The organism is Microbacterium sp. Yaish 1 (assembly GCF_002245215.1).
In the GTDB taxonomy this organism is placed as follows: domain Bacteria; phylum Actinomycetota; class Actinomycetes; order Actinomycetales; family Microbacteriaceae; genus Microbacterium.
On the sequence record NZ_NPMR01000001.1, the window covers coordinates 1,195,828 to 1,207,792 of the forward strand.

General features: G+C 69.2%; 14 protein-coding genes. 9 read left to right on the plus strand and 5 right to left on the minus strand.

The features are described from left to right. The first annotated feature begins 34 nt into the window (after positions 1–34). Both CI089_RS05640 and CI089_RS16235 read left to right on the plus strand, forming a co-directional pair. Positions 35–562: a S26 family signal peptidase gene (locus CI089_RS05640; protein ID WP_094260621.1), complete on the plus strand. Its 528-nt coding sequence runs from the start codon at positions 35–37 to the stop codon at positions 560–562. Between the two features lie 118 nt (positions 563–680). Beyond that, a complete protein-coding gene (locus CI089_RS16235; protein ID WP_143738917.1) occupies positions 681–3,104 on the plus strand; it encodes a helix-turn-helix transcriptional regulator in 2,424 nt (807 codons plus the stop codon). 12 nt (positions 3,105–3,116) lie between these two features. On the opposite strand, the gene CI089_RS05650 is transcribed toward CI089_RS16235, so the two are convergent. Both CI089_RS05650 and CI089_RS05655 read right to left on the minus strand, forming a co-directional pair. After that, complete coding sequence (locus CI089_RS05650) at positions 3,117–4,004, minus strand: SDR family oxidoreductase (RefSeq protein ID WP_094260622.1); 888 nt, start codon at positions 4,002–4,004, stop codon at positions 3,117–3,119. 117 nt (positions 4,005–4,121) lie between these two features. Next, a complete protein-coding gene (locus CI089_RS05655; RefSeq protein ID WP_094260623.1) occupies positions 4,122–4,877 on the minus strand; it encodes a DeoR/GlpR family DNA-binding transcription regulator in 756 nt (251 codons plus the stop codon). A gap of 45 nt (positions 4,878–4,922) precedes the next feature. Here CI089_RS05655 and CI089_RS05660 point away from each other — a divergent pair, with 45 nt between their 5' ends. Then, positions 4,923–5,306, plus strand: coding sequence for a DUF4406 domain-containing protein (locus CI089_RS05660; RefSeq protein ID WP_256977531.1), 384 nt, complete (start codon positions 4,923–4,925; stop codon positions 5,304–5,306). Positions 5,307–5,392: 86 nt separating this feature from the next. Next, the gene (locus tag CI089_RS05665) at positions 5,393–5,908 is read left to right on the plus strand and encodes a septum formation family protein (protein ID WP_179223242.1); all 516 of its coding nucleotides are present in this window, start codon (positions 5,393–5,395) and stop codon (positions 5,906–5,908) included. 73 nt (positions 5,909–5,981) lie between these two features. On the opposite strand, the gene CI089_RS05670 is transcribed toward CI089_RS05665, so the two are convergent. Then, complete coding sequence (locus CI089_RS05670; RefSeq protein WP_094260625.1) at positions 5,982–6,383, minus strand: arsenate reductase ArsC; 402 nt, start codon at positions 6,381–6,383, stop codon at positions 5,982–5,984. A 56-nt stretch (positions 6,384–6,439) separates the two neighbouring features. Between CI089_RS05670 and catA the strand changes: the two genes are divergently transcribed. From catA to CI089_RS16240, 4 genes are all read left to right on the plus strand, one after another. Beyond that, on the plus strand, positions 6,440–7,096 hold the full coding sequence (gene catA / locus CI089_RS05675) for a type A chloramphenicol O-acetyltransferase (RefSeq protein WP_094260626.1): 657 nt from the start codon (positions 6,440–6,442) through the stop codon (positions 7,094–7,096). Further along, the gene (locus CI089_RS05680; RefSeq protein WP_094260627.1) at positions 7,093–7,656 is read left to right on the plus strand and encodes a pyridoxine/pyridoxamine 5'-phosphate oxidase; all 564 of its coding nucleotides are present in this window, start codon (positions 7,093–7,095) and stop codon (positions 7,654–7,656) included. Before catA ends, CI089_RS05680 begins: the two co-directional genes overlap by 4 nt. Then, complete coding sequence (locus tag CI089_RS05685; RefSeq protein WP_179223243.1) at positions 7,653–8,060, plus strand: GNAT family N-acetyltransferase; 408 nt, start codon at positions 7,653–7,655, stop codon at positions 8,058–8,060. The genes CI089_RS05680 and CI089_RS05685 overlap by 4 nt, the downstream gene beginning before the upstream one ends. A 242-nt stretch (positions 8,061–8,302) precedes the next feature. Further along, positions 8,303–8,734: a hypothetical protein gene (locus CI089_RS16240; RefSeq protein ID WP_143738921.1), complete on the plus strand. Its 432-nt coding sequence runs from the start codon at positions 8,303–8,305 to the stop codon at positions 8,732–8,734. On the opposite strand, the gene CI089_RS16245 is transcribed toward CI089_RS16240, so the two are convergent. Beyond that, on the minus strand, positions 8,735–10,057 hold the full coding sequence (locus CI089_RS16245) for a S1 family peptidase (protein ID WP_143738923.1): 1,323 nt from the start codon (positions 10,055–10,057) through the stop codon (positions 8,735–8,737). It abuts the gene before it with no gap. Positions 10,058–11,031: 974 nt separating this feature from the next. Between CI089_RS16245 and CI089_RS05700 the strand changes: the two genes are divergently transcribed. Next, positions 11,032–11,298 carry a GNAT family N-acetyltransferase gene (locus tag CI089_RS05700; RefSeq protein ID WP_094260630.1) on the plus strand — a complete coding sequence of 89 codons (267 nt, stop codon included), beginning with the start codon at positions 11,032–11,034 and terminating at the stop codon, positions 11,296–11,298. Positions 11,299–11,389: 91 nt separating this feature from the next. On the opposite strand, the gene CI089_RS05705 is transcribed toward CI089_RS05700, so the two are convergent. Further along, entirely contained in the window at positions 11,390–11,881 is a 492-nt protein-coding gene (locus CI089_RS05705) for a hypothetical protein (RefSeq protein WP_094260631.1), read from the minus strand. Between the last annotated feature and the right edge of the window lie 84 nt (positions 11,882–11,965).

An 11,965-nucleotide genomic window follows, 5' to 3' on the forward strand; every position in this document is an offset into this window, starting at 1 on the left:
CATCCTGCCCCGTGACAGACCGAAAGGACCGCGCATGATCCGCGTACTCCTCCGCAGCAGCGCGGTGCTCCTGCTCGTCCTGCTGGTGCTCCCCTTCGCATGGACGACGGCAAGCGGTGACCGCTTCGTGACGGTCTCGAGCGGCTCGATGGTGCCGACCTTCCAGGTGGGCGACGTCCTCTCGGTCCAGAAGCCGACGGGAGACGAGCTCCGGAAGGTGGGAGAGATCGTCGTCGCCTCGCTCGACCTCGGGTCCGGGCAGAGCCAGTACGTGCACCGCGTCGACTCGTTGACGGACGACGGCGCCTGGCTGCGCGGCGACGCCAACAGCAGTCGCGACCCGCAGCCGATCACGCGGGAGCAGGTGCTCGGCACGCCCCGTTTCGCGCTCTCGGGCGTCGCCGCTCGAACCTTCACGTACATGCAGAGCTTCGAAGGGCGTCTGACGGTCTCTGCGCTCGCCCTGGCGCTCTTCATCATCCCGGGTCAGCGGCGCCGCCCGCGCCCCGATGCGGAGCGCGTCGACACGGGATCCCCTCGTGAGATGCAGCTGCTCAGCTGAGACGGGGGCGCGGCGATCCTGGAAAACTGACAGCGATCAGTGCCAGATTGTGTGTGTGAGGCATCCGGCTCTCGGTCATCGAGAGCCGTCACCGCCCACGCACCGAAAGGAAGCGCGCTTGTCCGTCAGATCCCATGAGACGCATCGCATCGTCGAACTCCTCCGCCAGGGAACCAGCGTCGAACTCGTCGGGATCCGCTGGTCGGGCAGATCCGAGATCCTCAGTCAGGTGCGGAGCACCCTCGCCGATCTCGACTACATCATCCTCAACGTGGTGGGAACGGCATCCCACTCCCCCCTCGAGGCGCTGCGCGTCGCCCTCCCGCCTGCATATCGGAGAGCCGTGGCAGAGGAGGGCGGGACGGCCGCCGCGATCAGCGACGCTCTCGCCCGATACCTCTCGAGCGGCGACAGCGTCGTGATGATCGACGATGCGGACCTGCTCGACACGGCGTCGTGGTCTGCACTGATCCAGCTGCACCGGCTGCTGCGACGCCCGATCGTCGCGTCGACTCTCCGCCGCGCACTGACCGACCCGGACGAGCACCTGCTGATCAAGGCCGCCCATCCCGTCGTGCAGATCGCGCTCGAGGGGCTGCGGCTCGATGTCCTTCATTCGCTCCTGGACGAGAGGGTCGACGGATCGCTCGCGCCGAGCGTCTCGGCGCGCATCCACATGGACTCGGCCGGGATCCCCGGCCTGGCGGTGGCGCTGCTCGACGGAGCGCTGGCCCACGGTCTGGTCTGGCGTTCCGGGGACCAATGGGTCTCCGGTCCCGTTCTCTGGTCCGACGACGCACGCGGCGCCTACGAGTCGGTGCTCTACTCCTACCGGCCGGAGATCCGGGATGCCGTGGAGCTGCTCGCCACGACGGGAACGGTGGAGGTGACCGCGGCGTGGGCCCTCCTGGGCGCCGAGCTGCTCGAGGAGCTGGAGGACAACCAGCTCGTGCGCGTCACCGAGGTCGGTGCCGATCGACGCGCGATGGTCGCGGTGCACCCGCCCGGGCTGGGCGACTACTTCCGCAATCAGCCCGCCACGGCCCGGCGCCGCCGCATCCTCAGCCACGCGACCGACAGACTCGCGCAGGAGAGCTCGCATCTCGACACGCAGGCTCGCGCCCTCCTGCTCGAGCGACTCCGCCCCGCAGGCGTGCCGCAGCAGTCGGCGTCACCGACACCGGCCCCGCTGCAGCTGGCGGACGTCCCCGCGGTCTCGCGCATGTTCACCGAGGCCTTCGACGTCCAGGTCGGCGTCGCGCGGGCGCGTTGGCAGGAGGAGGGCGACCCCCGCACTGCTGTGCGATACCTCGGACTGCTCATGACGGGGCCGAGCGACCCGCGCGAGATCGAGGACGTCATCAGCCGGTGCTCCGACCTGTTCTACGGCACCAGCCGGGATCATGAGGCGGAACTGACACTGCGCCATTTCCACTCGCGCTGGCTTCTGTCGCGCGGAGCGGATCTGTCCGATGTCGTGCGCCCGCTCACGGAGAAGGTCCCGACGGGATTCGCCTACGCCGAGGCGCTCGACACACTCGCCCGCGCCGTCCGCTGGGAGATCGAGGGCGTCGCCCCCGATGACGAGCGGGTGCTCGCCGCGCGGGCGGCCGCGGGCGGGCTCGGCGCCGACATCGCCGGGGTCCTGCTCGCGGCCTGTCACCTCGTCTCCGGACGGATCTCCGACTGCATCGCCGTGCTCGACGGCCTCGACGAGGCGCAGGACGCGCTCGCGATCCTCCTGACGACCGGCATCAGCGCCAAGACCCTCTACTTCTCGCCCGACCGTGCGGTGCTCGTCCTGATGGCGGTCATCTCCACACGTGCCGGGCACGAGAGCGCGGCATCGGGGTACCGCGAGCACGCCGCGCAGATCGCCGGGGCGTCGGACGGCATGGTGCTGAGCGACCTGCGCTGGACGGAGGCGTTCTCGGTCGCAGTCAGCGGGGCGACCGAGATCGCGGCCGAGATCTTCGCCGAGGTGACGCGCGACGCCCGACGCCGCGGGTACGGTCTCGCGGCGGACCTGGCGATGCTCGCATCCCTCTACATTCACTACGACCCCGAACTCGCCGCGCAGGTCGCCGACCCGCCGCAGCGCTTGGGCGGGTCGATGTACGAGATCTTCCTGGAGGCCCGCGCCGCCGCCCACGCGCAGGACCCGGCCCGAGTCGAGGCGGCCGCCCGCGGGCTGCGCAGCGAGGGCATGGCGGCCGAAGCACTGAAGTACTTCAACCTCGCCGCGCACCTCTACCGGGATCACGGCGACAACGACCGCGCAGCGGCCTGCCGAGAAGCGGCCCGCGAGCTGGCCGACACGAACGTCAGACGGACGCGGCGCGACCGCACGGCGATGCTGCTCACACCGCGCGAACGCGAGATCGTGCAGCTCATCGCGGCCGATATGTCCAACGGCGACATCGCCGCCAAGCTGGTCCTGAGCGTTCGCACGGTCGAGAACCACATCCGCAACATCCGCCGGAAGACGGGAGCCTCCACCCGGGGCGAGATCGTCGCGCTCGCCTCGACGAACAAGCGCTGAACCGCCCCCCGCTCAGCCGAGCAGGCTGAAGCCGCCGTCGCTCGTGAGCACCTGGCCGACCAGCCACGACCCCGCCGGGCTGCAGAGCCACCCGATCAGCTCAGCGGGATCCTGGGGCCGCCCGACGCGTCCGAACGCCGTCGTCGTCAGCCAGTCGTCGAGGCCGTCGAGCGAGCGGTCGGTGGTGTCGGGGTCGAGGTAGCCCGTGTTCACCGGTCCAGGGTTCACGGTGTTGAGGATGATGCCGAGCTCGAGCAGCTCCGCGGCGACCGTTCCGGTCACGCCCGCGAGGGCGGCTTTGCTGGTCGCGTAGGCCACCTCGCCTACCATCGGCCCGTGGATCTGGCCCGAGGTCATCCACACGACGTGCCCCCGGGGCGCGTCGTAGGGCTTCGACCCCGAGATCCGGTCGCCCGGCCGGCGCGGCGCCGACGGGACGTCGGTGAAGCGGCGGGCGAAGGCCGCGGTGAGGAGGAGGGTCGCGCGGGTGTTGACGTCCCAGAACGCGTCGAGGCGCTCGGGCGTCATATCGAGGATGCTGCCGTCGTCGCCGCTCTTGGCATGGTTGCAGACGAGGATGTCGAGCGCGCCCGTCACCGCGGCCGCCTCATCGACAAGGTCGGCCGCCGCCGTCGCGACGCTCAGATCGCCGGCGATGTCGGCGAAGCTCGCGTCGCCCACGAGGTGGGAGCGGATGCCGGCCCGGACGGCATCGAGGTCGTCGCCGCCCCACGGCAGGTCGAGGTCGTGGGGCCGGTGGTGGTGGGCGACGACGCTCGCTCCGAGCCGGGCGAGAGTCGTGGCGACGGCGAAGCCGATGCCCCGGCGGCGTGAGACGCCCGTGACCAGGGCGGTCTTCCCGGTGAGCGGCAGAGCGGGCGCGGATGAGTATGCGTGCATGAGTGAACCTTTCGATCGCGTCGGCGTCGACGCGCGGATGGGGATCGGAAGCGGATTCACCGGCATTGCATGCGGCTCAGCCTAGCGAGCAGCCGCGAGGGCGTCACCCGGCGCGTGTCACCCGGCGCGGAGCAGCGGGACGCCGCGGCGGTCGAGGGCCTCCAGGCTGGTGGCCGGAGCCGCGGGATCGACGATGACCCCCGTGACCTCGTCGAACGGCAGCACCGAGAAGGGCGACACGGCGCCGATCTTCTCCTCGCTGCCGAGGACGTAGGTCTCGGCGGCACGCTCGGCGAGCACGCGCTTCATCGCCGCTTCGTCCGCATCGCCGGTCGTCAGGCCCGCGTCGGCGTGGATGCCGGTGACACCGAGGAGGAAGCGGTCGGCCCGCACCATGCGTGCGGCCTCGACAGCCGCGGCGCCGCTCGCGACCGCGGAGTGCTTGAACAGCCGCCCGCCGATGATGATGACGTCGGCTGTGTGATCGAGGAGCGCTGCTGCCACGGTCGGACTGTGGGTGACGATGGTGCAGGCCAGCGCCGGGTCGAGCGCCCGTACCGTGGCGAGGGCGGTCGTCCCCCCGTCGACGATGACGGTGCTGCCCGGTTCGATGAGGCTCGCGGCGAAGCGTGCGATGCGCTGCTTGCTCTCGGTCGCGACCGCCTGGCGAGACGCATAGTCGGCGACGGCGGGCGACGCCGGCAGCGCGCCCCCGTAGACGCGAACGGCGAGGCCGGCGGCATCCAGCTCGCGAAGATCGCGGCGGATGCTGTCTTCGGAGACCCCCAGCTCAGCGGCGAGCTCCTTGGCGATGACACGCCCGTCGGCGCGGAGGCGCGCGAGCAGCAGATCTTTCCGAGATGCAGCGAGCATTCCGACTCCTTCACGTTTGCGCATGTTGATGCATAGTATCGAAACATGACCGCACAAGCCACGACCGATTCCCTCATGATCCTCATCGCCGGGCCCTACGCCTCGGGCACCGGCGGGGATCCCGCCCTGATGCGGCGCAACCTGGCCCGACTGGAAGAGGCGGCATGGCCGCTCTTCGAGGCGGGGCACATCCCGATGATCGGCGAGTGGGTCGCGCTGCCCGTCCTCGCGAGCGCGGGAGCCTCGGGCCCCACCGACCCCCTGGCCGAGAAGGTGATGTATCCGGTGGCCCACCGCCTGCTGCAGCGTTGCGACGCGGTCCTCCGCCTGCCCGGCGAATCGCGCGGTGCGGACCAGGATGTCGCGATCGCCCGGGAGCGCGGCGTCCCCGTTTACACGGCTCTCGAGGATGTTCCGGGAATCGCCTGAAGCGTTTCACCTCACCAACGCATGAACATTCAGGAAAATCATCAGGATTTCCCAGAAACAGCCGAAACTGGCTAGAGTCGGTCGACGTGAACACTGCTCGTCGACTCCTCGCCCTGCCCGCTGCTGCGCTGACCGTCGCCCTGCTCGCGACCGGCTGCTCCACGCTCAACGCCTTCACCGGTGGCGGAGCCGCCGCCCCCGTCCGTGACGAATCCGGCGCGATCGCCGAGTCGAACGCGAGCACCGACGTCTTCGCGATCCGCGTCGGCGACTGCATGCTCGACTCGGGCACCGCCGACACCGAGGTCACCGAGACCCCCACCGTCCCGTGCAGCGAGGCCCACGACCTCGAGGCGTACCACGCACAGGACATCGACGCCGACGAGTTCCCCGGCATCGAGGCGGCCCAGACCGAGGCCGAGCAGGTCTGCTACGACGCGTTCGCGCCCTTCGTGGGGATCTCATACGAGGAGTCGGTCCTCGGTTTCAACTACTACGTGCCCACCGCGGGCAGCTGGGACGCCGGCGACCGCGAGATCCTCTGCCTCATCGGCGACCCGCAGGGTCAGGTCACCGGCACCCTCGCCGGCGCCGCGCGCTGACGCTTCTTCTCGATCGCCCGCAACGGACACCCGTCCGCTGCGGGCGATCGTCGTTTCGGACAGCCCGGCGCCGTCAGATGAGCTCGTCGACCAGCTGACGGATGCGCTCCCGGATGTCGTCGCGGATGGGGCGGACGGCGTCGATGCCCTGTCCCCCGGGGTCGTCGAGCTTCCAATCCTCGTAGCGCTTGCCGGGGAAGAACGGGCAGGCATCGCCGCATCCCATCGTGATGACGACGTCGGATGCCTGCACGGCCTCGGTCGTGAGCACCTTCGGGTGCTCGGCGGTGATGTCGATGCCGAGTTCGGCCATCGCCTCGACGGCGACCGGGTTGATCCGATCGGCGGGCAGGGAACCGGCCGAACGAACCTCGATGCGGTCACCCGCGATGTCGCGAAGGAATCCCGCGGCCATCTGCGAGCGTCCCGCGTTGTGCACGCAGACGAAGAGGACGGAGGGCCTGGTGTCGGTCATAGTGCCTCTACTCTCGCGCATCTGCGCCGCGACGGCTGCTTTGGGAGGATGAGAACATGCACGACGCCGCCCCCATCGACCTCGAGACCTGGCCGCGACGGCGGCACTTCGAGCACTACCTCCGCACCGTTCGCTGCACCTACTCGATGACGGTCGAGATCGACGTGACGGACTTCGTCGCGGCGGTGCGCGCCTCCGGGCGTCGCACCTACATCGCGCAAGTCTGGGCGATCGCGTCGATCGTCAACCGTCACCCGGAGTTCCGCATGACGCTCACCGCCGACGGCGCCCCCGCGGTGTGGCCGGAGGTCCACCCGTCGTTCACGATCTTCCACCCCGAGACCGAGACGTTCTCGAGCGTATCGGCGCCCTTCGACCGCGACTTCGCCGCCTTCCACGACGCCGCGGCCCGGGTGATCGCCGATCACGCCGGCAGCACCGAGCTCTTCCCGCAGGGTCCGCCGCCGCCGAACAGCTTCGACGTGTCGAGCCTGCCGTGGACCGACTTCACCGGGTTCAATCTGAACGTCGAGGGCGGTGGGGGCCACCTCGCTCCGATCTTCACGCTCGGGCGCTACGTCGAGCGTGACGGGCGGATGCTGCTGCCTATGGCCGTGCAGGTGCACCACGCCGCGGCCGACGGCTTCCACACCGCTCGGCTCGTCAACGACCTGCGCGGGCTCTTCGCCGACGTCGCCTGGCTCGCGGCATGAGCGGGCTGCGCGAGTGGCTGCGCTCGCAGCCCTCGCTGACGGGCACACCTCCGGTGTTCGACACCGACCGGCTCCCCGCCTCGCCGGTGACGCTGTTCGAGGAGTGGATCCACCGGGCAGCCGCCGCGGGGGTCGCCGAGCCCCACGCCGCGACCCTCGCGACGGTCGACGCCGACGGCATCCCCGACGCCCGCACACTGATCGTCAAAGACGTCGACGACCGGGGCTGGGCGTTCGCGAGCACACGGTCATCCGCGAAGGGCGGGCAGCTGGAAGCGCAGCCCGCAGCAGCTCTGGCGTTCTGGTGGCAGCCGGTCATGCGGGCCGTGCGCGTGCGCGGGCCGATCCGCGAGGCCAGCGCCGAGGACACCGCCGCAGATCTGGCCGCTCGGCCCGAGGCGGCGCGCCGGGATGTCGCTGAGGGCGACTGGGCACTCTGGCGCATCGAGGCGACCAGGGTGGAATTCTGGCAGGGCTCGCTCGATCGCCGTCACACCCGCGTCGTCTACGAGCGCGCGGGGACGGGTTGGCGGCACACGCTCCTCGGAGGTGCAGTGTGACCGTCCACTACTCTTTCGCCCCGCCCACGGCCGCCGAGTTCGCGACGCTCTACGCCGAGACGGGCTGGGCCGAGTGGTCGCTCGAAACCTTCGAACGGGCCCTCGCGGGCAGCTGGGTCGTGTGCACGGCGCGTGACGGCGACGGGCACCTGATCGGCCTCGGGCGCCTGATCAGCGACGGCGCGCTGCACGCGTTCGTGACCGAGATGATCGTGGCGACGGCAGCGCGAGGCAGCGGCATCGGGAGTGAGATCCTGCGGATGCTCGTCGCCGAGTCGCGACGGCGCGGCGTACACGACATCCAGCTCTTCGCCGCGCGCGGCCGGGCCGCGTTCTACGAGCGCCACGGCTTCGCTCCCCGCGCGGCCGAGGGCCCGGGCATGGACATCGTCGCCGAGCGCTGACCCGCTTCCGGCCGGTCGACTCGCCAGAAGCTGCGGATGCGCGGGGTGCCGGATCCGCACATCCTGGCGACTCGACGGACGGTGGCGACGGCCCCGCCACCAAGCCGATCGAGAAACCCAGGCGTCGAGTTGCCTCGAGGTCCGTGCGCCTTGCATCAAGGGTGCGTGAGTCGCCTGGCGCGTCCGACCCCAGAGTCACCGTCGGAGTTTCGCGTCCCAGTACTGATGGTTAGGGTGGCGGCATGACGCAGATTCGCAGCGGAGCCGGCGCTGTGGGCCGATTCCGCTACCGAGCTCTGGCCTTGATGGTCGCGTTGACCAATATTTTTTTGACCGCGTGCGCTCCCCGGGCAGGAGAGGCTTTGCCCGGGTACGCGGGGACGCCGACAGCTGTGGGTACACCTCTGTCCATTACCAGCGACGGCTCAAAAGTGGATGCATGGGCCGTCGGCGATCTTCTGGTGATCACCACCCACGGGTCTGGTAGTTGCCCGTGGGAGCCTGAGCTTGTCGAGATCAACGAGGAGGCGCGTCACGCCGCCATCGAAATTTCGGTGTCGAACGGAGATGGCCCGTGCACGGCGGACATGTCCCCCAGGACGTTCGAGGTTCATGCGGGTCGTGACCTCACCAGCTACACGCTTGAGGTCACGACCCGCATGGGAGAAAACTAGCTATGGAACGATGTTGAGGGCGTAGCCCGCGACGAAGACATCGTTGATCACGGCGAATGCAACGCGCGGACTACACAGCCGCCCACCGCTATCCCCCGTGCACGTAGTTGTTGCATCGAGAATGCCACTGATGATCCCAGCGGCGTACACGACACCGGCGCTTGTGGAGTAAGCAGGGCCGCCACTGTCGCCCTGACCCGCCGCGGGAGCGCCCGCATTGTTAGTGATGGTCAGGTTGTCATAGCACCCGTAGTCCCCGCCGTAGCAGAGCGTGACGTTGACGTTGGTGACCGTGTTACCGCAGACCGTTCCGCTGGGACTGCCCGAGTAACACACGGTTGCCCCCACAGGCGTGCTCACTGCTCCGGAGATCGGGTAGACCCCCGAGCCCGCGACCGTGTTAGTTCCGATGAAGATTCCGGGGACAAGCGGCCCGGTGCCCCCGCCAGTCCAAGACGCAAGGTCGGGTCGGTATCCCGGGCCTGATGGCATGATCTGCCCCTGAGCCTGTCCAATGAAGTGATTGCTGGTGGTGTTGTAGTACCACTGAGTCCCGACAGGCCCGGGCAGGCTGCAGTGGTCTGCGGAGACCATGCCCGGGTTACTGTTCCTCGTTACCCGGAATCCCGTCGTGCAACTCCAACCGCCGCCATGCATGTGAGCGCCGGAGAATCGCTGGACCGCGGGCGGCGACGGCTCATGGTTTCGCATAGTTGGAACAGCGCGGGGACCATAATCAAACGACAGGGGAATGCCGATATCCGGCAGGGCGGGGGCCGCTCTGAGTTGCTGTGACGATTCCTCCAACACCAGGTAGATCCGTGAGCCATCGAGCGCCGGTGTGGCGCTCACCACGGCGTGTCCTGATTCAAGTCGTCCGGTGTCTCCGCCGATCACCTCGCGAATGATGCCGCGCATGGTGGCGGCGTCATGCTGTGCCGCGCGGTACTCAACACCCTCGTCGATCCCATACTCCGCAAGAAGCGCCGCGACGGTCTCTTCTGGGGCGGTGGCATAGAGGAAGGTCGTCTTCGATTCGGCGTCCCACTCCGCACCTGCGATACCAATCTCAGGGTTTTCGAGTTCAAGCCGGAGAAGTCCCTCTGAGACGGAAAGAGGCACGGTTTCCTCAGTCTGGTATCGGATGTCCGGCGCGTCGGTGCGCAACTCGGGGGGCAGATCGGCAGGCTCGACCGGTGCGATGTAGCTCGGCAACTCAGGCTCGGTTTCACCGGCGGCGGAGGCGGCACCCGTGCCACCGATGGATAGTGCAATCACACATCCAGCTATCGTCGTTGCCGCCAGACCGCGGTATAACTTCATTTGCTAACTCCTCCTAACCAAGTGGGCGCACTTCTCGCGCTAATCATCGCGAACGTAGCGTGTTACGTCTGTCCCCCATTTGGGGGACGGCAGCGACGATTGTGCGAGATGGAGGCGATGCGCGTATCCCTCCCGCGCGGATACGACGAAGCGGGCAGCAACACCTCACGGGTGGCCGGCGTCGCCGGCACTGTCAGGACCTATCGGCCCGTTCTTTGCCGCGAATCCCTCAGCAGCATACGGTCCGCCAACTTCCATAAAGGCGGCTGCGCCGACGGCTCCTCCCTAGCGGCGGTAAAACGCCTTCACGGCGAAAACGTCGAGGGAGAGATCAGGACGCGAGTAGCACCAATTCCGTTGGGTGAATGGTTCCGAACATGGCATGCACAGTCAGGAAGACCAAGAGCGCCGAGGAGCGTCGCGCCGAGGCTGAGGCATGCAAGCGACGATCGCGGAACAGGTCGAGGCGCTGCGCGAGTCCGAGACGTGGGCGCGGTTCCTGACGTTCGCGCAGTCGTTCCACCGCTACAGCCTGGGAAACCTGCTGCTGATCTTCAACTGGGCCCCGAGGCGTCGCACGTCGCCGGTTACAGGACGTGGCAGAAGCTCAACCGCTAGGTGCGAAAGGGTGAGCGCGGCATCCGCATCTTCGGCGGCCGTGACGTGCGCGAGCCGGTCGACAACAAGCAGACCGGCGAGGAGGAGGAACAGCGTCGAGTAGCTACTCAGGGCCGAGGTGGGTGCGATGGCCGACGCGAGCGCCGAGCCCGCAGCACAGGTGCGCGCGCTCCTGAGCCTGCTCGCCGGCCTCGTCGACGACGCCGAACCCGCCAACCCGCCAACCCGCCCGCACCATCGCCCCCCCACGCGCCGCTTCCCTCGACGCTCACGGCCGTCCGTACCTGGTCGGTCCCCGTCGTCAACTCCCAGCCGTCAGCGCCGCTGCCTGGCGGGAGACACCCGATGATGCCTCAGTGACGCTCTGGCGCGTTCTGACCGGCGCCGCGGCCGCCAGACGGGTCATGCACGCGTTCGTGACCGAGATGATCGTGGCGACGGCAGCGCGAGGCAGCGGCATCGGGAGTGAGATCCTGCGGATGCTCGTCGCCGAGTCGCGACGGCGCGGCGTACACGACATCCAGCTCTTCGCCGCGCGCGGCCGGGCCGCGTTCTACGAGCGCCACGGCTTCGCTCCCCGCGCGGCCGAGGGCCCGGGCATGGACATCGTCGCCGAGCGCTGACCCGCTTCCAGCCGGTCGACTCGCCAGAAGCTGCGGATGCGCGGGGTGCCGGATCCGCACATCCTGGCGACTCGACGGACGGTGGCGGGGGTCAGAACTGCGACGCGGCGGCGGCGGCGTGGATGCTGCGGTCGCGGATCTCGTGCCAGGTGAGGGCGACGTTCCCGACCGGGCCGGCCGCGGTTCCCGCCACCTCTTCCACGCGGTCGAGCAGACGCCGGGTGTCGGTGCACGAGCTGATGTCGACGACGGCGACATCCACGTAGCGACCGCGCGCCCGTTCGAGATCGGCGTGCAGCCGGGTGGCGAGCGCTGCCGCGGCCGCGTGCATCTTGCGTTCGGGGACGCGGTCGGCATGCCGCAGCAGGACGACCAGGTTCCGCAGCGCCGCGAGACCCGACGCGTGGGCGAGGAGGGAGTCGTAACGCTGCTTGAGCTCGACGCGGGAGCGGCGGGCCGTCGGCTCCGCCTCCAGATCCACCGTCCACACCAGGCAGGTGGGCTCGCCCGCGGTGGCGAGGGACGCGATGGCGGCCGCCATCGGTTCGGGTCGGTCACCGGCAACGGCGATGCGGGGATTCACGGGAGCCCTTCGGGTAGCGGTCATCGTCTTGCCGACCAGACTTCCCGGCGCACCTGCTCGGTCTCACGGCCGAACTCCCTCACC

Excerpts from the sequence above, each read along its gene's own strand:
- CI089_RS05660 (WP_256977531.1), top strand. The coding sequence starts at position 4,923 with ATGACCGCACAAGCCACGACCGATTCCCTCATGATCCTCATCGCCGGG.
- CI089_RS05655 (WP_094260623.1), bottom strand. The coding sequence starts at position 4,877 with ATGCTCGCTGCATCTCGGAAAGATCTGCTGCTCGCGCGCCTCCGCGCC.
- CI089_RS05640 (WP_094260621.1), top strand. The coding sequence starts at position 35 with ATGATCCGCGTACTCCTCCGCAGCAGCGCGGTGCTCCTGCTCGTCCTG.
- CI089_RS16240 (WP_143738921.1), top strand. The coding sequence starts at position 8,303 with ATGACGCAGATTCGCAGCGGAGCCGGCGCTGTGGGCCGATTCCGCTAC.
- CI089_RS05650 (WP_094260622.1), bottom strand. The coding sequence starts at position 4,004 with ATGCACGCATACTCATCCGCGCCCGCTCTGCCGCTCACCGGGAAGACC.
- CI089_RS16245 (WP_143738923.1), bottom strand. The coding sequence starts at position 10,057 with ATGAAGTTATACCGCGGTCTGGCGGCAACGACGATAGCTGGATGTGTG.
- catA (WP_094260626.1), top strand. The coding sequence starts at position 6,440 with ATGCACGACGCCGCCCCCATCGACCTCGAGACCTGGCCGCGACGGCGG.
- CI089_RS05670 (WP_094260625.1), bottom strand. The coding sequence starts at position 6,383 with ATGACCGACACCAGGCCCTCCGTCCTCTTCGTCTGCGTGCACAACGCG.
- CI089_RS05680 (WP_094260627.1), top strand. The coding sequence starts at position 7,093 with ATGAGCGGGCTGCGCGAGTGGCTGCGCTCGCAGCCCTCGCTGACGGGC.